The following is a 23,125-nucleotide window of genomic DNA, read 5'->3' on the forward strand; positions in this document are numbered from 1 at the left end:
GCGGATCACGCTGCTCGGTCATCGCACACAGGAACGCAGGGTGGTCGTCTCGACGCCTTCGCCTTGGGACATGGCCCCACGGCGGGGGCGATGAGGGGCTACGACCGACCGAACCTGAGCAGCAGCCCGAGCCAGCCCTTCGCCAGGTAGAGGAGGTTGATCAGCACATACATCCAGAAGAACACGTCGAGCCGGTCCGCGAGCGCGAACGCCCAGATGTGGCTCGGGTAGTGGTTCAGGAAGCGCAGGAACGTCATCACGAGCCCCGCCGCCCGGGCGGCGGGCGACCGGGGCCGCTCCTCCGTGGCGGTCTCGTAATAGGCGGAGACCGAGGTCTCCTTGCCGCTGATCTCCGGGCGGCGGACGAAGTTCGTGAGCGAGATCGCCGAGGCGATCACCGCGACCCCGACGACGCCGGCGAGCAGGAAGCGCGGGTCTCCGCCGGGCCAGCGGTCGCCGTCCAGCCCGAGGCCGCCGGCGCTGAAGAGGCGCATCGAGAGGGCGCCCGAGAGGAGCACCGCCTTGAGCTCGTCCGTGAAGAAGTCGAAGAGGTGGCCCTCCTTCGACGCGAGCTGCTTGTGGCGCGCCAGCATCCCGTCGGCGCAGTCGAGCAGGTAGCTCAGCTCGAGCACGGCGACGGCGACGAGGCCGCCCGCGGCCGTGGGCAGCGCGACGAGCAGCGCCGCCGCGACGACGAACACGGCGAGGTTGAGCAGCGTCACCTGGTTCGGCGTGATCGCGGTCCGCGCGAGGAGCGCGACCACGCCGCCGGCGAGCGGACGCATCAGGTACGTGTTGAAGAGCTGATCGTGCTTCTTCCGCGTGGCCAGGTAGATCCGCTTCGCTTCGCCGAGCATGGCCGGCGCATCCTAGCCGAGCGGCTCCCGTCTTGCTCGGGCGGCAGCGGCGCTTTCGCCACGACGGATGGACCCGCCCGCCGTCCGGTCAGCGCCGTGCCGGGCGCGAGGCGGGCGCGCCCGCGTCGAGCGGCTCGTCGCTCCAGTCGACGGCGATCGAGTCCTCCTTCGCGGCCTCGGGGCGCACCCACTCCTTGGTGATGGAGCCGCCGCTCACGGGCGGCTCGTCGCTCCAGTCGACGGCGATGACATCGATGGAGGTCGAGACGCTCGCGGGGTGCACCGGGATCGTGGCGGGCCCGCCCTCGTCCGTGGCGCCCCGGGGCGACGGCTGCTCTCGCAGCGTGATCGCGTCCGGAGCGAGCGCGTGCGCGAACCGCGACGCGCGCGGCGGCGGCTCGCTGCGCAGGAGGGCGCGCACGTCCTCGAGCATCTGGCGCGCGTCGGGGTAGCGCTGATCGCGGTCGAAGGCGAGCGCGCGATCGACGACGAGGCACACGTCGCGCGGCGCGTGCGGCGCGCGCTGCGCGAGCGGCGGCGCCGGCTCTCTGCCCATCTTCAGCAGGAGGTCGAAGTCGGTGCTCGCCTCGTGGACATGGCGGCCGGCGATGAGCCGGAACATGGTGGCGCCGACGGCGAAGAGGTCGGCGCGGGTGTCGATGTCGCGGCCCTTCGCCTGCTCCGGCGGCATGTAGGGCGTCGTGCCGAGCACCAGGCCCATCCGCGTGAGCTCGCCCTGGAGGCTGGAGTCCTGGCGGATGCGCGCGAGCCCGAAATCGAGGACCTTGATGCGCGGGCCGCCGCCGTGCGCGGGCGAGTCCGCTGCGCCGTCGCCGACGACGTACAGGTTGGGCGGCTTGATGTCGCGGTGGATGATCCCCTGCGCGTGCGCCGCGGCGAGCGTGTCGAGCACCTGCGCGGTGAAGCGGAGCACCTCGGCCAGCGGGAGGCCGCCGAGGCGGCGCTCGCGCTCGGCGAGCGACTCGCCCTCGAGGAGCTCCATCACCAGGAACGGCGCCCCGTCCTCGGCGACGTCGATGTCGCGGATCTCGACGGCGCCCGGGTGGCGGAAGCGGTTCGCGGCCTGGGCCTCGCGCTCGAACCGGTCGCAGATCTCCTTCGATTTTGCGGCCTGCGGGTGCAGGATCTTGAGCGCGTCCCGGCGGCCGATCCGGTGGACGCCGACGTAGACGGCGGCCATGCCGCCGGCGCCGAGCAGCCGCTCCAGCGTCCACTTGTTGCGGATCGTGGTCCCCACGCGTTGTGAGGCGGTTTCGCTGCTCATGGGGTCCTTGCCTTCATGGAAGCGGCGCGGCCGCACGCGGTCAAGCGTATGCTCCGCGCGGTCGCGAGGAGAGCGATGGTGAAACCGGGCAAGCAGAGCGGGCGGCGGTACACCGAGGCCGAGGTGCGGGCCATCCTGGAGCGCGCCCTCCGGGACGCGGAGACGCGCGGTGTGAGCCATGACGAGCTGGTCGCGGCGGCCGAGGAGATCGGCATCTCGCGGGGCGCGATCGAGGCCGCGTCGCGCGACATCGAGCATGTCCGGGGCGAGGAGGCGGCGCGCGAGGCCATCCTCGCGCGCCGGCGCAAGGGGCTCCGCTCGCACCTGTTCTCGTTCCTCCTCGTGAACGCGTTCCTCTTCGCGGTGAACGCGCTCACGGACGGGCCATGGTGGTTCTTCTGGCCGCTGCTCGGGTGCGGCCTGGGGCTCGCCTTTCACGCGCTCGGCGCGCTCTCCAGCGACGTGTCCCCGCGGCAGATCCGCCGGGAGATCGAGCGCAGCGCGGAGCAGGCGCGGAAGGAGCAGCACCGGCGGCTGAAGGAGCAGCGCCGGGTCGAGCGTCTCGAGCGCAAGCAGCGCCTCGAGCAGAGCGCGGAGGACTTCGGGCACGCGGTCGAGGAGGGGGTCGCGACGGTGCTCTCGCGGATCGCGCAGGAGATCCGCGGGAGCGCTCCGCCGCCGGCGCCGGCGCGAGGTGAAGACGCGCCGCGGGGGCGGCGGATCGCGCCGCTCGATGCAGAGGAGGCGGAGATCGAGGAGCTCGGCGAGGAAGAAGCGGATCGCGCGGCCCGGCGAGGCCGTGGCGGGCGCTGAGAGCGGCGCAGGAGGGGGGAAGTGTTGCGCAGGACACGGAATGGGGCGCGTAGGAGGGGGCGGTGCGGCGCACGAGGGGTGGCGGGGCGGCGCAGGAGGGGTGGCGGGGCGGTACAGGAGCGTGGCAGGGCGGCGCAGGCGCTGATTCATGGTTGCGCAGGAGGGCGGCGGGGCTGCGCTGGAGCCGCACAATCGTGATGCGGGACACTGAAATGGGTGTGTAGGAGGGGCGGCGGGGCCGCATAGGAGGGGCGGCGGGGCCGCATAGGAGGGGCGGCGGAGCCGCATAGGAGGGGCGGCGGAGCCGTATAGGAGGGGCGGCGGGGCGGCGCAGTGTACGAGCATGGAGGCCCCGGCGTGCACATCCCCAAGATCCACCGCGTCCGAGTCGAGAAGTTCCGTCGCATCCAGGAACCCCTGGAGCTCGATTTGACGTCGCCCAAGGGCGTGCCATCGAGGAATGTCGTGCTCGCCGGTCCGAACGGCTGCGGCAAGACGAGCGTTCTTGAGGCCGTCCTCCTCGGGCTCGGGCAGGAGCGCCTCATCGTCCGAGACCTTGAGAAGGCGCACCGCGCGCAGCACTGGCGCACTGAGCTGCCGGAGGGCGCGCGTGTCGAGCTCGACGTTACGATCGATGACGGCCCGCTTATGACGTGGATCCGCACGCGCGAGGCGCACGTCACGCGCGCGCCCGCCTCTGGGATCGAGCTCCCTGTCAATCCAGCCTGGCTGCAGCACCTGGCCGTCGAGAACTTCTCCTCTTGGCGCACGCCGGATCTCGCCGGGCCCGTCAAGCCGCTCGTCGGCCGCGGCGGGCGTCCTCAGGATACGGAGACCAACCGGATCTGGCGGCTCAAGCAGAGGATCAACGACGAGCGCGCGCGCGGCGGGTACGCGCCAACACTGCCGGGGTTCGGCAAGGCGGATCTCTGGCTCGAGCGCATCAACGAGGCCTGGACGCGATTCCATGGCGACGACGGGACAAGGATCGACGCGCAGATCGTGGCTCCGGACGACGAGGAGCTGCTCGCGGATTTGTACGTGCTTCGCGGCGAGACGCGGCTCTGCTCCGTCGACGAACTGAGCTCGGGGGAGATCGAACTGCTCTCGTTCGCGGGCTGGATCATCCTGAACGGCTTCGAGGCCGGGCTTCTGGTGATCGATGAGCCCGAGCTCCATCTCCATGCAGCTTGGCAGGCGGCCATCTTCCCGGCGCTGCGTGCGCTTGCGCCGAACGTTCAGATCATCGCTGCGTCGCACTCCGACGCGGTGTGGGATCAGGCGTACAGCTTCGAGCGCTTCCTCCTCGTCTTCGAAGGCGACCCGCGCTCCGCCACGTTCCGCGCGTCGAAGGCAGCCGGGAGCAGCGCATGAGGATTGTCCCCGCGCACCTCTCAGCGCTCTACAAGAACAAGCTCTGCTACCTGTGGGTCGAGGACGAGGACACGATGAGCCCAGCGCCGGAGCCCTCCTCGGTCATCCTCTCCGCCTTATTGCGCCTTGGCGCCTTGGCGTTGAAATCCGAGAATCTCGACGACGCCAGCTGGAGGCGCAATGAGGCGTGCTCCCCAGACGAGGGAGCTCCGGGACGCCTCATGCAAGGAGGAGCGGCGCAGTCGGTTCAGGAGCGCTCGCGAAGGGTGAACTGCCCGCACAGCATCCCTTTCTTGAAGCTCAGCTCGTCCAGGCCGACGGCCACGTCGAGGCCGGCCGACTTCGCGAGCTTGTTCATGTCGAACGCGACGAGCTGGATGTTGGAGGCGAAGCGCGCCACCTGGTCCAGCACGGCGTCCAGCAGGGCGTCGATGGTCTTGTTGAGCGACTTGCGGGCGAAATCGAGCGGGCCCCAGCTCCCCTTGAGCTCGACGTCGATCTCTGAGCGCTTCACGTCGAGGTGGATGGCCGCCTTCGCGTCGCCGTCCAGGCGCTCGAGCCGCACGACGGGCTTGAGCACGCACTCTCCCTCCAGCTTGATGGACTCGCCGATGCCGGCCACTTTCCCCGAGACCTTCGCATACGCCTTGACGCGAAGCGTGCATGTCGCCTTGCCGTCGGAGATCTCGAGGTTCGGGGAATAGACGGTCGCCTTCACCTCGGCCTCGCCCGAGAACACCGAGTAGCTGGCCTTCTCCTTCTCCTTCCAGGAGGGATCCTTGACCAGCTCCTCGAAGGCCACGTTGATGGCGTCCTCGCGGACGACGAGCCGCACGCGCCCGGCCCCCTCGATCGGCGTGAGGTCCGTCCGGGGGATCGCCATGCCAGGCCCCGTGGCCTGATTCCCGCCGAACACCCGCGCATACCCGTTGATCTGGTCGTGCTCGACCTGCGCGCTGATCAAGGTCGCTCGGATGTCGCCGAGCCCCTGCGTCAGCTCCGGAATCAGCAGACGCTCGAGCCACTTGACGAGCGCCGGCACCACCACCCTGTCGAGCACCTGGGTCGCGACGGGATCCACCTGGCCCTGTGTGGTGGCCACGGCCTTGTCCACCTTCATGATCAGCCGCGGCCCGGCCGCTGCGCACGTCGCCAGGATGTCGGCCCTGGCGATGAACTCCAGCTTTCGGTCCGGGAAGGTGAGGGCGAGGTGGATCGTCTCCACCGTGCAGAGCGTGTTGGACCTGCCCACCTGGACCTGGGGCGGCAGCGGCGCCAGGTTGAGCTTCGGCGACTCCGGGATGGAGTACAGGTAGCTCACGCCGAGCTCTGGCAGCGTTCCCTCCTGCTCGAAGTACTCGTCATAACGCCGGTAGTAGTAGTCGACGACGAGCTGCATCAGCGACTCGTCGGCCGCGAGGTACACGGCCTCGGTGCGCTGGGGCTGGATGTTGGGGAGCTTCACTTCTGCGGTCGTGGGGGTAGACATCGTGGTTCTCCTCTCGGGGCTGGAGAGAAGCCTCTGTGAGCCTCGCTCCGGCAGCATGTGCGGTCTCGGGGTGCGTCTCACCCCGCCCTCCGCGCGCTTCACTCCTTCATCCGGAAGGCCAGAAAAGAACCCGACAGGCATCTGTCGATTTCTTTCGTCGAGCGCTCGCACAGGTCGCCGCGGGCCTTCACCCCGCGCCGCCTCCCGCACCGGACGCCGCCCCTCTCGCTTTCGCCTCTCCCCCCGCCGGGCTACCCTCGACGGGATGTTTCACCCCGTCGTCGACCGGTGGTTTCGTGACCGCTTCGGCGCCCCCGCCCCCGCCCAGGAGCGCGCCTGGCCGGTCATCGCGGCCGGCCGCGACGCGCTGATCAGCGCGCCGACCGGCGCCGGCAAGACGCTCGCTGCCTTCCTCTTCTGCCTCGACCGGCTCGTCCGCGACGCGGTGCGTGGCGCGCTCGAGGACCGCACGGATGTCCTTTACATCTCGCCGCTGAAGGCGCTCTCCCACGACGTCCACCGCAACCTCGAGCAGCCGATCGCCGAGATCTCCGCGGCCATGGAGGCCGCGGGCCTGCCCGCGCCGGGCATCCGTGCGCTCGTTCGGACCGGCGACAGCCCCGCGCAGGAGCGGCGCGCCATGGCGGCCCGGCCGCCGCACGTGCTCGTCACGACGCCGGAGTCCGCGTTCATCCTGCTGACCAGCGCGTCGGGGCGGCGCGCGCTCTCCGGGGTGCGCACCGTGATCCTCGACGAGGTCCACGCGATCGCCGGCGACAAACGCGGCGCCCACCTCGCGCTCTCGCTCGAGCGGCTCGAGGACCTCGTAACCAGCCAGGGCGGCGCCCGGCCGCAGCGCGTGGGGCTCAGCGCCACGGTCCGCCCCATCGAGATCGCCGCCCGGCTCGTCGCCGGCGCGCGCGAGCTGCCCCAGATCGTCGACGTCGGGCAGCGGCGGGACCTCGATCTCGCCATCGAGGTGCCCCGCGACGAGCTCGGCGCGGTCTGTACGCACGAGCAGTGGACCGAGATCTACGACCGCATCGCGGCGCTCGCCGAGGGAGCGCGGTCGACCCTGGTGTTCGTCAACACGCGCCGCCTCGTCGAGCGGGTCGCGCACGCGCTCGGCGCGCGGCTCGGCGAGGACGTCGTGGCGGCCCACCACGGCAGCCTCTCGCGGGCCCGGCGCCTCTCGGCGGAGCGGCGCCTCAAGGCCGGGGAGCTCCGGGTCGTCGTCGCGACCGCGTCGCTCGAGCTCGGCATCGACGTCGGCGCGGTCGACCTCGCCTGCCTCGTCGGCTCGCCGCGGTCGATCAACGTCGCCCTCCAGCGCATCGGCCGCTCGGGCCACGCCCTCGCCGCGACGCCGCGCGGGCGGCTCTTCCCGCTGACGCGCGACCAGCTCGTCGAGTGCGCGGCGATCGTGCGCGCGGCGCGCCGCGGCGAGCTCGATCGGATGACGTCGCGCGAGGGGCCGCTCGACGTGCTCGCGCAGCAGATCATCGCCGCGTGCGCGTGCGAGGAACGGGACGAAGAGGGGCTCTACGCGCTCGTCCGAAGGGCCGCGCCTTACGAAGGCCTCTCGCGCCGCGACTTCGACGCGGTGGTGGCCATGGTCTCGGGCGGCGCCGCCGCGGCGGACGACGGCGCGTCCGCGGCCCGCGGCGCGCGGCAGCGGGCCGGGTCGCTCGTCTACCGCGACGCGATCGGCGGCCGGCTGCGCGGGCGGCGCGGCGCGCGGCTCGCGGCGCTCACCTCGGGCGGGGCGATCCCCGACATCGCGGCGGTCGACGTGGTGCTCCAGCCCGACGGCACCAAGGTCGGCACGCTCGACGAGGATTTCGCGATCGAGTCGTCCGGGGGCGACGTCTTCCTGCTGGGCAACACCTCCTGGCGGGTGCTCCGGCTGGAGGGCGGCCAGATGTGGGTCGAGGACGCCCACGGCGCCGCGCCGACGGTGCCGTTCTGGCTCGGAGAGGCGCCGGCGCGCACGCCGGAGCTCTCGGCCGAGGTCGCCGCGCTCCGCGCCGAGGTCGCCGCGCGCCTCGACGAGGAGCGGGCCGATGGAGCGCGGCCAGCGGCCGAGCGGGGCCAGGGCGGCGAGGAGGCGCGGGCGGCGCGGTCCCGGGCGGCGCGCTGGCTCATGGGGGCGTGCGCGCTCGACGCGCGCGGGGCGCTGCTCGTGCGCGACTACATTGAGGCGGGGCGCGCGGCGCTCGGCGCGGTCCCGGGCGGCGCGACCGTCGTGGTCGAGCGCTTCTTCGACGAGGCCGGGGGGCAGCAGATCGTCGTCCACACGCCGCTCGGCGGCCGCGTGAACCGCGCGCTCGGGCTCGCGCTGCGCAAGCGCTTCTGCCGGTCGTTCGACTTCGAGCTCCAGGCGGCGGCGACCGACGACGGCGTGCTGCTCTCGCTGTCGGCGGAGCACGGGATCCCGATCGACGAGGTGCTCGATCTGGTCCGCCCCGAGGGCCTCGAGGAGGTGCTCGTCCAGGCAGCTCTCCAGGGCCCGATGTTCCGCACGCGCTTCCGCTGGGCCGCGTCCCGCGCGCTCGCGCTGCTCCGGTTCCGCGGGGGCCGGCGGGTGCCGCCGGCGCTCCAGCGCATGCGCGCCGACGACCTCCTGCTCTCGATCTTCCCCGAGCAGCAGGGCTGCCAGGACAACCACGGGCTCTTCGCGCACGTCGAGCCGCCGGATCACCCGCTCGTCCGCGAGGCGCTGCGCGACTGCCTGACCGAGCTGATGGATGTCGAGGGGCTGCGCGCGCTGCTCGTCGGCCTGCGCAGCGGGACGATCCGCGTCGTCGCGCTCGACACGCCGGAGCCGAGCGTCTTCTCGCACGAGATCCTGAACGCGAACCCCTACGCGTTCCTCGACGACGCCCCGCTGGAGGAGCGCCGCGCGAGGGCGGTCCGGGTGCGGCGCGGGCTCCCGGCGGAGGTCGCCGAGCGGCTGGGCGGGCTCGATCCGCAGGTCGTCGCCGAGGTGGTCGCCGAGGCGCGGCCGGACGTGCGCGACGCGGACGAGCTGCACGAGCTCCTGCTCGACCGGGTCGCGCTCCCCGCGGAGGAGGGGATCCGGAGCGGCCTCGCGAGGCACTTCGAGGCGCTCTGCGCCGCGGGGCGCGCGGCCGAGGTGGGCGCCGCTCCGGGCGCGGGCGTGCCGCGCGCGCCGCGCTGGGTGGCGACCGAGCGGCGGCCGCTCGTCGAGGTGATCTGGCCGGAGGCGGTGTTCGCGCCGGACGTCGCGGTGCCGCCCGCCGTGCGCGGGGACGCCGGGGCGGTCGATCGCGGCGCCGCGATCACGGCGCTCGTCCGCGGCTTCCTGAGCGCCGCGGGGCCGATCTCGACCGAGGATCTCGCGTCGCGGCTCGACATCCCCGCGTACGAGGCGCAGTCCGCGCTCGCGCGGATCGAGCTCGCCGGCGGCGCGCTGCGCGGGCGCTTCCTGCCGGGCGCGCCGCCGCGGCCGTCGCAGGCCGCCGCGGGCGGCGGCGATCTGTCGCAGGCCGCCGCCGCCCGCGGCGACCTGTCGCAGGCCGCCGCGGGCGGCGGCGATCTGTCGATCGAGTGGTGCGACCGCCATCTCCTCGCCCGCATCCACCGCCGCACCGTCACCGGCCTGCGCAAGGCGATCGAGCCCGCGACCGCGGCGGAGCTCCTCCGGTTCCTCCTTGCGTGGCAGGGCGTGCGGCCGGGCACGCAGGCGCGCGGGCCGGGGGGCCTCGGGCGGGTGATCGAGCAGCTGCAGGGCTTCGAGCTCGCCGCCGGCGCGTGGGAGCAGGCGGTGCTGCCCGCGCGCGTGGCCGGCTACGACGAGGGGCTGCTCGACGCGCTCTGCCTGTCCGGCGAGGTGGCGTGGGGCCGCGTGGTCCCGCGCGACGCGGCGGCGCCCACGCGCGCTGCGCCGATCACGCTGGCGCTGCGCCGCGATCTCCCGTGGCTCCTCGCGCCGCGGGAGGCCGAGGGCGCGCCGCCGCCGGCGTCGCTCTCCGAGGCGGCGCAGGGCGTGCTGTCGTTCCTGACGCGCGCCGGCGCGTCGTTCTTCGACGACCTCGCCGTCGGCGTGGGCGGCGTGGGCGGCGCGGGTCGCTCCCGGGACGAGGTCGAGGAGGCGCTCTGGGAGCTCGTCGCCGCGGGGCTCGTGACCGGCGACGGCTTCGCGGCGCTGCGCTCGCTGCTCGGCGGCGGCGCGGCCGTCGCGCTGGGCGCGGGCCGCCTGCGCGGCGGGGCGCGGCGGGGCGGCCCCGTCGCGTCGGGCAGGTGGTCGCTCCTGCGATCGCGCCCGGACGCGTTGGCGCCCGCTGCCGGCGAGGGCGCCGAGGGCCCCGACGTCGTCGAGGCGCTCGCGCACCAGTACCTCCGCCGCTACGGCGTGGTCTGTCGCGAGCTGCTCGCGCGCGAGCCGCGGCCGCCCGCGTGGCGCGATCTCCTCCGGGTCTACCGGCGGCTCGAGATGGCGGGTCAGCTCCGGGGAGGGCACCTCGTCGCCGGCTTCGTGGGCGAGCATTTCGCGCTGCCCGAGGCGCTCGACGCGCTCCGCGCCGTCCGCCGAGAGCCCCTGTCCGGCGAGATCGTGCAGCTCTCGGCGTGCGACCCGCTGAACCTGGTCGGCATCGTCACGCCGGGGCCGAGAGTGCCGGCCGCGCTCGGGAACGTGGTCATCTACCGCGACGGCGTGCCGCTCCTGCCCGTGACCGCGGCCGCGCCTGGCGGGACGGGACAGGCGATGTCCGCTGCCGCGGGAGCAGCGATGTGAGGGCGGCGGCCCCAGCCCTCTCGTCTCGAGTAAGAAAGCCTGGGATGGACTCCGCTCACCTTTCGAACGACGACGCCAGGGATATCCCCTCTATCCGGACCAGCCATCATTGCTGCGGGAAGTCGGGCGACGAAGCGAACCGCCATGACACGGTGGGCGCCAAGGAACCAGCGGAGTAGGCGCGGAAGATGTCGTGATGGATCTTCCCCTCTTCTCTTGGCGGCCTTGGCGTCATGGCGGTTTTCTGCTGCGCCGGGTGTAGCCGGCGCCCTCGGCGGGCCGGCAGCACGCGCCTTTGACGCTCGACCGCATGGCGCGAGCTGCCGTACGCTCACGCCGATGGCCAGCGAAAAGAAGAAGAAGTCACGAACCGAGGCCGCCTCGGACGCGGACACGCAGGGCGAGAAGCCCTCCGCTGAGCCGCAGCGCGGTGGCAAGAAGAAGAAGCCGGCGCTCACGGCCGCCCAGCGGCAGGAGCTGCTCGATCTCGATCCTGCCTATGAGGCGCCGATCGACCACCCCGTCTCCGATACGTTGCAGGAGGCGCGAGAGCTCGAGGTCGCCTTGAGCAAGCTCGGCAAGGAGATCTACAAGAAGAGCAGGCTCTCGAAGGAGGTCGGCACCTCGATCTCTGCCCGGCGCGACCTGCTCGCCGCCGCCGAGTCCGCCTGGACCGAGGTCCGCACGCTCCCGCTCTCCTCGGACCTGCGGGCGCAGCGCAAGGACGCGGAGGCCCTCAAGCGCGACGCCATCGCGGCGCTCCGCTACTTCCTCGCGGCGGACGAGGAGGTGGAGCGGCGCGTCGACGGGATCCTCCTTGGCACCGGTGTCGCCGACCTGGTGAGCGATCTGGGCCAGCTCGCCGAGCTCCTCGAGCAGCACCGCGACGCGCTGGCCAGGGCCGATCTTCCGAAGCGCGCCCCGGAGCGCGCTCGTGAGCTCGCCGCGGCGCTCAGCAGCGGCGCGGCGGAGCGCGCCGTCGATCCCCACGACAACGCCGCGATGGCACTCCGGAATCGCGCCTTCTGGTGGCTGCGCGAGGCCATGGACGAGATCCGCGCCGCAGGCCGCTATGTCTACCGCGACGAGCGCAAGGTGCTCGCGCTCTTCCGCACATCGAGCGCGCGTGCCCGCGCACGCCGGCGCGCGGTGAAGCAGGATGAGCCCGAGACGACTGGATCGAGCCCGACACCGGCGGCGCCTGAGCCTGAATCGACCTGACGGCAGCGCGATTCGACACGTCGAGAGCCCGATCCGAGCCGCTTTCGCGAAGCGGACACCGCTGCGGCGTGCCCGCGCGCACGTTGCGCTCCCACCCTGATGCCGTCAATATCCTGCGGCGAACACGCGCTCGGGGGGGCGTTCCTGGTCATCTGAGGCCGCCGCCATGTGGACTGTCCTTTCCGAGCTTCGCCAGCCCGAAAACTCCCGTCACCGCGCCTCCGGCCCTCCAAGGGTGCTCTGGACATCGGCGGTCGCGCTCGCGGCCGCTCTGCAGTGCCTCGCGTGCGATCAGGGAGCGTCCCAGCCCGGCGGCGCGAAGGCGGAGAAGCCTGCGGCCAGCGTCAAGGAGGTGACGCTCGCCCCCGTGACGGAGCTCGTCATGGAGCAGGCCGTCGACATCTCGGGGACCCTCGACGCCGACGAGCAGGTGACGCTCGGGGCCAAGGTGGCCGGGCGCCTCGCCTCGATCTCGGTCGACCTGGCGAGCCCGGTCCAGCGGGATCAGGTCATCGCTCAGCTGGAGGCGCGGGACTACGAGCTGCGCATCGAGCAGGCCACGGCCGCGCTGGCGCAGAGCCGCGCCCAGCTCGGCTTGCCCCCGGACGGGCCTGACAGCGAGCTCGATATCGAGGGCACGGCGGTGGTGAGGCAGGCCCTCGCGACGTTCAAGGAAGCGCAGGCCAACCAGGTCCGGGCGCGGGGGCTCGCCAGGGAAGGGCTGATGTCGGGCATGGACCTCGACGCGGCCGAGGCGGCGGCGGTCCGCGCGGAGACCGCCGTGCAGTCGGCGCGGGAGGAGGTGCGCATCCGCGAGGCCGCCGTCCGCCAGCGGCGCTCCGAGCTGCGCATGGCGCGGCAGCAGCTCGCCGACACCCTGGTGCGGTCGCCGCTCGATGGCGTCGTCCAGGTGCGGAGAGCGAACGTCGGCCAGTACCTCGCCGCCGGGGCGCCGATCGTGGACGTCGTCCGGATCGACCCGCTGCGGCTGCGCGTGGCCATCCCCGAGCTCGAGGCGGCCAGCGTGCGCGCGGGCCAGCCCGTGCGCGTGAGCCTCCCGGGCGACAGCGCCACCTATCCGGGGACGGTCGCGCGCCTCGCGCCCGCGCTCGACCCGCAGAGCCGCACCCTGCTCGTGGAGAGCGACATCAAGAACCCCGGCCACCTGCGGCCGGGCAGCCTCGTCAGCGCGCAGATCGTCGTGAGCTCGAGGCCGGTGCCGACCGTGCCGGCGACCGCCGTCGTCCGGTTCGCCGGCCTCGCGAAGGTCATCACGGTCGAGGACGGCAAGGCGAAGGAGAAGCAGGTCACCACCGGAAAGACGTCGGGGGATCGGGTCGAGATCGTGTCCGGCGTCGCGGTGGGGGAGTCCGTCGTCGCGCGGCCCGGGTCGCTCCAGCAGGGGCAGCCGGTGCGCGTGGTGGAGGGGGGCTAGGGTGCAAGCGCTCGCCAGGATCTGCATCCAGCGGCCCGTGTTCGCCGCCATGCTGACGCTCGCCCTCGTGGTGGTCGGCGCCGTGGCGTACTTCAAGCTGGGCGTGGATCGCTTCCCCGCCGTGGACCTGCCGACGGTCTCGGTCCGCACCACGCTCCCCGGCGGCGCGCCGGAGGACGTCGAGTCGGAGATCTCCGAGGAGATCGAGGCGGCGGTCAACACCGTCGAGGGGATCGCCGAGCTCCGCTCGATCTCGACGAGCGGGACCTCCGTCGTCGTCGCCACCTTCAACCTCGACCGGGACATCGACTCGGCGGCGCAGGACGTCCGCGATCGCGTGCAGGCGGCGCTGCGCCGGCTCCCCGTGGGCACCGATCCGCCCGTCATCGCGAAGCAGGACAACGACTCGACCCCTGTCATGTCGATCGCCCTCTCGGCCGATCGATCGATCCGGGAGCTCACCGAGCTGGCCGACAAGCTCGTGCGGGTGCAGCTCGAGCGGTCGTCGGGCGTCGGCGAGGTGCGCGTCGTGGGGGGGCAGCAGCGCGCCATCAAGATCTGGCTGAACGCCGATCGCCTCGCCGCGTACGGCCTGCCGATCACCGCCGTCCGCGACGCGATCGTGCAGCAGAACGCGAACATCCCCGCGGGGAACGTCACGGGGAAGGAGGAGGAGCGGACGCTGCGCACGATGGGCCGCATCGAGGACGCGGGCGCGTTCAACGATCTGGTCGTCGCCACCGTCGACGGGCGGCCCGTCCGGGTGCGCGACATCGGCCGCGCCGAGGACGGCACCTACGAGCAGCGGTCGCTGGCCCGCCTCGACGGCAAGCCCACCGTCGTCCTCGACGTCGTGCGGCAGTCGGGCGCCAACACCGTCGCGGTGATCGAGGCCGTGAAGGCGAACCTGGCGAAGCTCTCCGAGCAGATGCCCGAGGACGTGCGGCTCGAGGTGATCCGCGATCAGTCGGGCTACATCTACACGGCGCTGCACGAGATCAACGTGCACCTCGTCCTCGGCAGCATCCTGGCGTGCGCGGTCGTCCTGCTCTTCATGCGGTCGTGGCGGTCCACGATCATCGCGGGCGTCGCCATCCCGACGTCGGTCGTCGCGACGTTCGGCATGATGTGGCTGCTCGACTTCACGCTGAACAGCGTGACGATGCTGGCGCTCGTGCTGATGGTGGGCATCGTCATCGACGACGCGATCGTCGTCCTGGAGAACATCTTCCGCTTCGTCGAGGAGAAGAAGATGGACTCCTTCGAGGCGGCCAGGGCCGCGACGCAGGAGATCGGGCTCGCCGTGCTCGCGACGACGCTGTCGCTCGTCGTCATCTTCGTCCCCGTGTCGTTCATGTCGTCGATCTCGGGGCGGTTCCTGTTCCAGTTCGGGATCACGGCCACGGTCGCGATCCTCGTGAGCCTGCTCGTCAGCTTCACGCTGACCCCGATGATGAGCGCGCGCCTGCTCCGCGAGGAGGGCGCCCGCGCGCACGGGGCGGGCGGCGGGGGCGAGGCGGCGACGCGGGAGGGCTTCTACGGGAGGCTCGAGGCCAGGTACACGCGCGCCCTCGCGTTCGCGATGCGGCACCGGGCGCTCGTCGCCGTCTCGGGCGCGCTGGTGATGGCGTCGGCCGTGCCGCTCTACGGGCTCGTGAAGCAGGAGTACATCCCCTCGGGCGCGGACGACGCGCAGTTCGAGATCCGCGTCACGGCCCCGCTCAGCGCGAGCATCGGCGCGATGGACGACGTGATGCGGGAGATCAGCGACGACGTCCGCGGGGTGCGCGGGGTGCGGAGCGTGCTCGCCACAGCGGGCGGCGGCTTCGTGGGCGGCGTCAGCGCGGGCGAGGCCTTCGTGCGGATCGCCCCGCACGACGAGCGCACGTTCTCCCTGACACGGCTGCTCCGGGAGACGTTCTCCGGCCATCCATGGCGCGCCTTCAAGGACAACTACTCGCAGAAGGACGTGATGCAGGAGGTGCGGCGCAAGCTGCGCAAGTACTCCGATCTCCGGATCTCGGTGCGCAACGTGCCGTCGTTCAACATCGGCGGCGGGAACTTCGAGATCGACTTCGCGATCCAGGGCCCCGACATCGAGCAGCTCGAGCGGTACGCGAACGAGCTCCGCGAGCGCTCCGCGCAGCTCGGCGGCATCGTGGACGCCGACGTGACGCTGAAGATCGACCGGCCGGAGCTCCGGGTGCTCATCGAGCGCGATCGCGCGGCGCAGCTCGGGGTCCGGACGCAGGACATCGCGACCGCGCTGCGCCTGATGGTGGGCGGAGATCAGGCGGTCTCGCGCTTCCGGGACGAGGCCGAGAACGAGAACTACGACGTGCAGCTGCGCCTCATCGAGGAGGATCGCGATCGGGTGGCGGCCGTCCGCCGCCTGTACGTGCCCCGGACGGCGCGCGCGCAGGCGGCGCCGCAGCCGGGCGGCGCCGGCGGCGCGACGGCGCCCTCGGCCGTGACGCCGCTGCTCCGGGGCGACCTCGTGCGCCTCGACAACCTGGTGCGCATCGAGGAGGCGAGGAGCCCGTCGCGCATCGACCGGCTCGATCGCCAGCGGGTGTCGAGCCTGCGCGCCGGCGTCGCCCCCGGCTACGCGCTCGCCGACCGGCTGGAGGCGCTGCGCGGCGCCGCCCGGGAGATGGACATGCCCGCCGCGTACACGACCAGCGTGCGCGGCCGCGGCGCGGAGCTCGAGCGCACGTTCGGCGAGTTCATCTGGGCGTTCCTCCTGTCGATCGTGCTCATGTACATGATCCTGGCGTCGCAGTTCGAGAGCCTCGTGCACCCGGTGACGATCCTGCTCTCGCTGCCGCTGTCGGTGCCGTTCGCGCTGCTCAGCCTGTGGGCGACCGGGAACACGCTGAACCTGTACTCTGCGCTCGGCTTCCTCGTGCTGTTCGGCGTGGTGAAGAAGAACTCGATCCTCCAGGTCGACCACATGAACAAGCTGCGGGGCGAGGGCGTGCCGCGTGAGGAGGCGATCCTCCAGGCGAACCGCGATCGGCTGCGGCCCATCCTGATGACCACGCTGGCCCTGGTCGCGGGCATGCTCCCGCTCTGGCTGGGCACGGGGCCCGGGGCCGAGGAGCGCCAGACGATCGCCGTGGTGGTCATCGGCGGCCAGTCCCTGAGCCTGCTGCTCACCCTGATCGTCACGCCGGTCTCGTACTCGCTGCTCGACGATCTCGCGCGCAGCGAGCGCTGGGGGCGGGTCCGGTCTCGCGTGGCCGCCCTCCGCGAGCGCGCGTCGGCGCGGTTCGGCCGGCTCTTCGCGCGCAGGACGACCTAGGCGCGGCGGCGCCCGTTGCCGGGCGCCTCAGCCCTTCGCCATCCCGAGCGCGGCCACGGCCACCGCGCCCCAGCCCGCGAGCAGGAGCAGCCCGCCGAACGGCGTGACCATGCCGAGGACGCGGACGCCGGTCACGGTCATCACGTAGAGGCTGCCGGAGAAGAAGAGCACGCCGCCCGCGAAGCAGAAGCCGGCGACGGTCGCCGCGACGCCGCCGGTGCGCGCGGCGAGGTGGGCGGCGAGCGCCAGCGCGAGCGCGTGGGCGAGGTGGTACTGGGCGCCCGTTTGCCACCAGGAGAGGCGCAGCGCGCCGTCCGCCTCCGCGTCGAGCGTCGCCTTGAGCCCGTGGGCGCCGAAGGCGCCGAGCGCCACCGCGAGGAACCCGTAAACGCCCGAGAGCAGGAAGAAGAGACGTTCCATCGGGCGCGGAGCTTAGCCCATGGCCGGAGCTCGTCACGGGGGGGCGCTCGGCTGGGTGCGCAACTGCGGCGGGCTCGCGCCGATGTTCGAGGTGCAGGAGGACGGTCCGTCGACATGGGCAAGCGAGGCCGCAGGCGCCGAAAGGAGGACACGGGGCAGGACGACGCGCCGGACGACGTCGATCTGATCCTCCGCCACGTGTCGCGGCAATTCCCGCACGACGTCGCGCGCGCTCTGCTCGGCGCGGCCGGGCCCATCGAGCCGCTGGGCTGGGTCGACACGCAGGTCACCGGCCGCCAGCGGCGGCTCGATCGGGCGCTCGCCGTGATGGTGGGCGGCGAGCGGCGGCTGCTCCACGCCGAGTGGACGCTGGCGATGGGCGATGAGATTCCGTTCCGCGTGTTCGAGTACCATTGCCTGACGGCGCTGGCGGTGGCGGACGAGGCGCGAGCGAGCGAGGGCGCCCCTGCTCGGCAACCCACGCCGATCGACAGCGTGGTGGTGGTCCTTTCTGGCCGGGAGGCGCCGTGGCCGACGCACGGCGCGTATCGGACATCGTCACCGGACGAGCCGTTCTCCGGCGTGCGGTTCCGTATCGAGGCTGTCTATCAGCGGACGGTGGCCGAGCTGGCGGCGCGGGGAAGCCCGTTTTGGCTGATCTTTGCGCCCCTGGCAGCGGACGCGGATGGCAGCAAGCTGAACCAGGTGATCGAGGCGCTCCGGGCCTGCTCCGGCGAGCGTCAGTTTGCGGAGCTCGGAGCGGCGATGGTGGCCCTGGCCGAAGCGGACACGCGTGAGCGTGGCCTGGCAGATGTGGTAAAATCATTGCTGCCGCGGGAGATCGTCATGCAGAACTCGATTTACAGGGAAGGCAAGGCGGCCGGGCTCAAGGAAGGGCTGGAGAAGGGCCTCGCGCTGCTCGCGCACCAGGTCGAGCGGCGACTGGGGCGCCCGCTCACGGCAGAGGAGCGAAGCCGGCTCCACGAGCGCCTGCACGCAGAAGGCCCGGAGAAGGTGGGCGACGTGGTGCTCGACCTCTCCGCAGACGATCTTTCGGTGTGGCTCACCGCCACACCCTCGTGACGGTCCAGCGGACCACTGGCGCCCGCCCTGCCAGCGAGCCGGCGCCGAGTGCTCGGCCGAGCGCGCCGCGCGTCAGTCTCCCTCCGCCCGCCGCCGCGGGAAGATCGTCTCCCGGATCTCCGCCATCGACGTGCCGAACGTCGCCGCGAGCCGGCCGAGGACGAGGCGGTTCAGCCGGCCGTCCGGCGGCGCCTTGACCGCGATCACGAACGCGGCGTCGACCGGCGCGCCGGCGTGCCTCGCCGCCCGCTCCGCGAGCGCCGCCGCCGCGACGTCGGACAGCTCCTCACGCCGCGCGACGCGGATCTTCACGTAGAGCGCCGCCCGCATCAGCGTGTGGTAGCCGTGCATCCACGCCATCCAGCGCTCCTCCGGGCCCCCGGCGAGGGCCCGTGAGAGCGCGTCGCGGCGCCGCTCGATCTCGTCGAAGGGCAGGTTGTCGAGCTCGTTCAGCGCGCCGGGGAACTCCCCCGCGAGCGCGCGGAACACCTCCTTGCCCGGGATCGGCTCCCCGGCCGCCCGCGCGCGCCGGAGCTCCGCGAGCGTGAGGTACTTGCGGGCGAGCTGCGACAGGACCTCCGGTGAGAGGCGCGCGTCGCCGTCGGGGACCCCCGCGCCTGTCACAGCCAGCCGTGAGGGAACGCGAGGACGTCGCCGATCGACGGGGCGCCGAGGCACAGCGCGACGAGGCGATCGACCCCGAGCGCGTTGCCCGCCGCGGGCGGCATCCCCTCCTCGAGCGCGTCGAGGAAGCGCTCGTCGATCGGATAGACCGGCTTGCCCTGGGCGGCCCGCGCCGCCTGATCCGCGAGGAGCCGCGCGCGCTGCTCGACCGGGTCGGTCAGCTCGCCGAAGCCGTTGCAGAGCTCGACGCCCGCGACATACAGCTCGAACCGCTCGCAGACCCGCGGATCGCTCGGCTTGAGCCGCGCGAGCGACGCGAACGGCGCGGGGAAATCGACCAGGAACACCGGGTGGGGCAGCGCGGCGATCGCCGGCTCCACCGCGTCCACGAGCAGGCGGAAGAACCGCTCCTCGTCGCTCGACGCGAGCGCGATCGCGTCGTCCGCGGGCACGCCCGCCCAGCGCGCGAACGCCTCGCCGATCGAGATCCGCGGGAACGGCCGCTCCAAACGTACCTGCTTGCCGGACGTCGAGATCGTGCCCTCCGCGCCGAGCGCGCCCGCGACGCGCCGCACGATCGCCTCGGTGTCGGCCATCACCTCGTCCACGCCGGCGAAGGCGCGGTACCATTCGAGCATCGTGAACTCCGGGTTGTGCCTGTCCCCGAGCTCCCCGCGCCGGAAGCAGCGCGCGAGCTGGAAGCAGCGCGGGACGCCCCCCGAGAGCAGCCGCTTCATCTGGTACTCCGGGCTCGTGATCAGGAACGTCGGGCGCGCCGCCTGCACCGCGAACGCGTCGAGGTGCAGGTCGAGCCCAGGGGAGGGGACCATGCTCGGCGTCTCCACCTCGAGGAAGCCGCGCTCGGCGAACAGCGCCCGCACCGCGCCGAGCGCCGCCGCGCGCTGGGCGAGCGCCGCGCCGCGCCCGCGATGGATCGCGCGCTCCGTCTCGCTCGACGGGGGCGCCGCGGCGCCCGCGCGCGCCCGCGGCGGCCTCCGGGGCGCGATCCGCTCGACGAGCCGCGCCGACGCGAGCGCGCGGCCAGCCGGCGCCGGCGCGCCCTCGACGATCGCGAGATCGCCGACCTCGAGCGGCGGCGCGAGCGCGCCCTCGAGCGCGACGCGCAGCGCGCTGAACGCGTCGCCGAGGACGACCGCGCCCTCCGCGACCTCGAGCACGCGGCCGCCGACGCGAACCCTGCCGGGCAGCGGCGCGCCGGAGGGACCGGTGCGGCCCGGGGAACAGGCGGAGACGATGTCGCTCGGGGCGAACGTCGCCGGGAATCCAATGGAGGTGTTTGTTTCAGAGAGCGCCACGGGAGCCTGCGTTGAAGGTGCCGGAGACATACCACGCTGGTTGACCAGGGAGGTCACGTAACGAGGCAATCACGGCCACAACTCCTTGATTTTCCGCGAGGACGTCGCGTCGCTTCTCCTTGATGAGGCAACGCAACTCGTTACGTTGGTCGCGCTCGTCGGTCCGGCCCTGCCGCGCCTCACGCGAGCGCTGCTTGCAGAAAGCCAGCAGAAATCCAGCCGGAGAGATGAACCCATGAGACGACTGCCGCTCTTGCTTCCGTTGACCGCACTCGCAGCCTTGGCCTCTGCGGGGCTCGCCGCCGCGTCGGAGTGGCACACGCTACCGAAGGGCTCGCCAGCAACGGCGCTGTCCTTCCGGGGCGCGGATGGCGCGCGGGGCGCGGCGGAGGCGGCGCTGAAGGACGCCGCTTCAGACCTCCGCCTCCAGGGCGTCTCGCTGCGCTACCAGAGCGAGCTCGTGGATGGCGAACACCGCACTGTCCGGTTTGCGCAGGTCCACGCCGGACTGCCCGTGCTCGGCGCCGCGGTGGCGATCGATCTCACCCGGGAGAACCGCGCGGAGGTCGTGGTGCTCGACGTGGCGCGGGACCTGTCGGTCGCGACGACGCCGACTCACGGCGAAGAGGCCGCGCGGCGCGCGGTCGAGGGGACCTATGGGATGACGCTCGCGGAGCGGCCGAACGCGTCGCTCGCGGTGTTTCCCGAGGCGGAGACGGGCGGCAAGCTCGTCTGGGTCGTCGATGTCCGGTCGGATCGCGGCGGGGAGCGCTACCTCGTCGACGCGCACACAGGCAAGCTCGTCCACAGGCGCTCGCTGGCCGTGCACGCGCGAGGGCGCGTTTACCCCATCAGCTCCGCGGTCACGCCCGAGGTCCAGGATCTCGAGCTCAGCGGCCTCGACGCGGCGGATCCTCAGACCTTGAGCGGCTGGAACGGCAACTTCAAGGTGGTGAATTACGTGGATGGCGACCTCATCGGCGGCGTCCCGCTCACCGTGGAGCAGAGCGTCGAGCCGAACGCAGGGGAGGACTTCCTCTACGATCCGCCCACGAGCGCGGACGATGCGCATGACCAGTTCGCGCAGGTCGGCATCTATTACCACCTCACCCGGATGCGCGATTACTTCGTGTCGACCCACCAGATCGACATGGGGGCGCCTGGCTGGAAGCTCGTCGCGGTCGCCAACATGCTGGAGGCGGGCCGGCCGATGGACAACGCGTTCTTCTCGGGAGAGGGCGTGGGCGAGCCCTTCCGCGCGCCGAACCTCATCGCCATCGGCCAGGGCTCGTTCTTCGATTTCTCGGACGACTCCGACGTGTTCCTCCACGAGTTCACCCATTACGTCTCCGCCAACGCGGTCGGCTACAACGGGGGGCAGTTCGCGATCAACGAATACGGGCTCTCCCCCTGGGCCGGCAGCATCGATGAGGGCATCGCGGACTATTTCGCGTGCACCGTGAACGGCGACTCCACGCTCGGCGAGGCGACGCTGGCGCCCTTCGGCATGGCGCGCGACCTCGCGAAGGACACCAAGACGTGCCCCGGCGATCTGGTGGGCGAGGTGCACGAGGACGGCGAGCTGATCGGCAGCCTCGCGTGGTCCTTGCGCGAGAAGTTCGGGGCCAAGGTGGGCGACAAGCTCGTCTGGGGCACGGTGACGCTGCTGACCCCCAACGCCTCGTTCGGCGATTTCGCCAAGGCGCTGAAGCGGGCGACCGGCAAGCTGGTGACCGCCGGCGAGCTCACGGAGGCGGACGCCGGCGCCGTCGACGCGCTGATCGAGAGCCGGGGCCTCGACGACTGCGAGGAGGTGCTCGATCTGAGCGGGGGCAAGTCGCAGACGACGAACATGTTCGGGATCGACTCGCTGGTCTTCGGCTCGGGGGCGTCGTGCGCGGATTACCGCTCGCAGCTCAGCCTGCAGAGCCTCTTCCACTTCAAGAGCAAGCCGGATCGGGCCGCGAAGGGCGTCCGCTTCACCGTGGAGCTCGATCCCGACCGCGGCAACGACGTCGAGTGGAGCATCTACGTGAGGGCCCGTCGGCACGTCGGCTTCACGCTGGGCGAGCTCCTGCCGGAGGCCACGAACTACGATTACAGCGTCGAGGGGATCACGGAGACGAGCGGTGAGCTCGTCATCGACGAGACCTCCGATCCGCCGTTCGATCCCACGCAGACGTACTACCTGGTGATCGGTCACAAGAACTGTCCGTCCTCGTCCGTGACGGTGGAGAGCGAAGATCTCGGGGTGGAGCCGCCGGTCGATCCGACGGAGCCCGTCGAGCCGGAGCCCGCCGGCTCCACGGGCGGCGCGACGCCGGATCCGACGGATCCGGTCGAGGATCCCGAGCCGGAGGCGACGGCCGTGGGGTGCGCTTGCCGCGCCGGCGAGCCGAGCGCGCCCGTCGCGCCGTGGACGGCGCTCGCCGGGGTCGCGCTCGCCGGAGCTGCCGTGCTCAGGCGGCGTGCGCGGGCGCGTCGCGCGCTGGGCTGAAGTGACGGCCTGAGGCCGCTGGCGTCACGCGGCGGGCGGCGCATCGACGCGCGCCGCCGTGGCGCCTGCCCTCCACGCAAGGGCGAGGCTTGGAGCGCTCGCGCCTGTCGCTTCGCTGGGTGTTGTGATGCGCGGGGGCTGCCTTCGCTGCGCTAGCGCCCACCCGCGCCGCCGGTGCCGCCCGCGCCGCCGGTGCCGCCACCGGCGCCGCCCGTACCACCGGCGCCGCCCGTACCGCCGGTGCCGCCCGTACCACCGGCGCCGCCCGTGCCGCCGGCGCCGCCCGTACCGCCGCCGCTTCCGCCCTCGCCTGTACCGCCGCCCCCGGCCGTCCCGTTGCCGCCGGTGCCACCGCCACCGTCGCCGCCGCCCGTGCCGCTCGCGCTGCTCGTCGTCGGATTCTGGTTGGGATCGCAGACCTGCGTGATCACATTCGGTCTGCAGCAACGATGTTGTTGCTGCTGCTGACCGATGCCCATGCACACGAGGCCATCGGCGCAGTCATCGTTGCCGTTCGCGATCTCGCAGGGCTCGCCCTCTCGCTGCTGGCTGCAGCTCGCGGCGGAGGCGACGATCGCCGCGGCGAGCGCGGCCAGGAGGAGCGCGGGGCGCAAGGCGTTGCGCGATGTCTTCGGGGCTTTCACGCGC

At 72.5% G+C, this 23,125-nt stretch carries 15 protein-coding genes; 8 read left to right on the forward strand and 7 right to left on the reverse strand.

The annotated features are described in order from the left end of the window. Positions 1-98: 98 nt before the first annotated feature. Together WMF34_RS14615 and WMF34_RS14620 are read right to left on the reverse strand one after the other, a co-directional pair. Positions 99-857 (reverse strand): CDP-alcohol phosphatidyltransferase family protein, encoded by a 759-nt coding sequence (locus tag WMF34_RS14615; RefSeq protein ID WP_437993662.1) that lies wholly within the window; start codon positions 855-857, stop codon positions 99-101. An 88-nt stretch (positions 858-945) separates the two neighbouring features. Next, entirely contained in the window at positions 946-2,142 is a 1,197-nt protein-coding gene (locus WMF34_RS14620) for a serine/threonine-protein kinase (protein WP_012235430.1), read from the reverse strand. A gap of 75 nt (positions 2,143-2,217) precedes the next feature. Here WMF34_RS14620 and WMF34_RS14625 point away from each other — a divergent pair, with 75 nt between their 5' ends. Continuing rightward, on the forward strand, positions 2,218-2,955 hold the full coding sequence (locus tag WMF34_RS14625) for a 2TM domain-containing protein (RefSeq protein WP_437993663.1): 738 nt from the start codon (positions 2,218-2,220) through the stop codon (positions 2,953-2,955). A 357-nt stretch (positions 2,956-3,312) separates the two neighbouring features. After that, positions 3,313-4,329, forward strand: coding sequence for an AAA family ATPase (locus tag WMF34_RS14630; RefSeq protein WP_437993664.1), 1,017 nt, complete (start codon positions 3,313-3,315; stop codon positions 4,327-4,329). A 247-nt stretch (positions 4,330-4,576) separates the two neighbouring features. Here the strand turns inward: WMF34_RS14630 and WMF34_RS14635 are convergent, their stop codons facing one another. Continuing rightward, on the reverse strand, positions 4,577-5,818 hold the full coding sequence (locus tag WMF34_RS14635; RefSeq protein ID WP_437993665.1) for a hypothetical protein: 1,242 nt from the start codon (positions 5,816-5,818) through the stop codon (positions 4,577-4,579). A gap of 265 nt (positions 5,819-6,083) precedes the next feature. Here WMF34_RS14635 and WMF34_RS14640 point away from each other — a divergent pair, with 265 nt between their 5' ends. From WMF34_RS14640 to WMF34_RS14655, 4 genes are all read left to right on the forward strand, one after another. Beyond that, positions 6,084-10,577 (forward strand): DEAD/DEAH box helicase, encoded by a 4,494-nt coding sequence (locus WMF34_RS14640; RefSeq protein WP_437993666.1) that lies wholly within the window; start codon positions 6,084-6,086, stop codon positions 10,575-10,577. A 339-nt stretch (positions 10,578-10,916) separates the two neighbouring features. After that, positions 10,917-11,798 carry a hypothetical protein gene (locus WMF34_RS14645; RefSeq protein ID WP_044964891.1) on the forward strand — a complete coding sequence of 294 codons (882 nt, stop codon included), beginning with the start codon at positions 10,917-10,919 and terminating at the stop codon, positions 11,796-11,798. A gap of 235 nt (positions 11,799-12,033) precedes the next feature. After that, positions 12,034-13,233 (forward strand): efflux RND transporter periplasmic adaptor subunit, encoded by a 1,200-nt coding sequence (locus tag WMF34_RS14650; protein WP_437993667.1) that lies wholly within the window; start codon positions 12,034-12,036, stop codon positions 13,231-13,233. A gap of 1 nt (position 13,234) precedes the next feature. After that, positions 13,235-16,537, forward strand: coding sequence for an efflux RND transporter permease subunit (locus WMF34_RS14655; RefSeq protein WP_437993668.1), 3,303 nt, complete (start codon positions 13,235-13,237; stop codon positions 16,535-16,537). Positions 16,538-16,564: 27 nt separating this feature from the next. Here the strand turns inward: WMF34_RS14655 and WMF34_RS14660 are convergent, their stop codons facing one another. Next, positions 16,565-16,957: a DUF423 domain-containing protein gene (locus tag WMF34_RS14660; protein WP_437993669.1), complete on the reverse strand. Its 393-nt coding sequence runs from the start codon at positions 16,955-16,957 to the stop codon at positions 16,565-16,567. Between the two features lie 114 nt (positions 16,958-17,071). On the opposite strand from WMF34_RS14660, the gene WMF34_RS14665 reads away from it, so the two are divergent. Next, positions 17,072-18,040 (forward strand): hypothetical protein, encoded by a 969-nt coding sequence (locus tag WMF34_RS14665; protein ID WP_012235439.1) that lies wholly within the window; start codon positions 17,072-17,074, stop codon positions 18,038-18,040. A 72-nt stretch (positions 18,041-18,112) separates the two neighbouring features. Here the strand turns inward: WMF34_RS14665 and WMF34_RS14670 are convergent, their stop codons facing one another. Continuing rightward, positions 18,113-18,664, reverse strand: coding sequence for a hypothetical protein (locus tag WMF34_RS14670; protein WP_437993670.1), 552 nt, complete (start codon positions 18,662-18,664; stop codon positions 18,113-18,115). Next, a complete protein-coding gene (gene epmA, locus WMF34_RS14675) occupies positions 18,661-19,980 on the reverse strand; it encodes an EF-P lysine aminoacylase EpmA (RefSeq protein ID WP_012235440.1) in 1,320 nt (439 codons plus the stop codon). The genes WMF34_RS14670 and epmA overlap by 4 nt, the downstream gene beginning before the upstream one ends. Before the next feature lie 235 nt (positions 19,981-20,215). On the opposite strand from epmA, the gene WMF34_RS14680 reads away from it, so the two are divergent. Next, entirely contained in the window at positions 20,216-22,477 is a 2,262-nt protein-coding gene (locus WMF34_RS14680) for an MYXO-CTERM sorting domain-containing protein (protein WP_437993671.1), read from the forward strand. 152 nt (positions 22,478-22,629) lie between these two features. On the opposite strand, the gene WMF34_RS14685 is transcribed toward WMF34_RS14680, so the two are convergent. Next, positions 22,630-23,121 carry a hypothetical protein gene (locus WMF34_RS14685; RefSeq protein ID WP_437993672.1) on the reverse strand — a complete coding sequence of 164 codons (492 nt, stop codon included), beginning with the start codon at positions 23,119-23,121 and terminating at the stop codon, positions 22,630-22,632. Between the last annotated feature and the right edge of the window lie 4 nt (positions 23,122-23,125).

Source organism: Sorangium sp. So ce145, from assembly GCF_051525985.1.
Lineage (GTDB): Bacteria > Myxococcota_A > Polyangia > Polyangiales > Polyangiaceae > Sorangium > Sorangium cellulosum_B.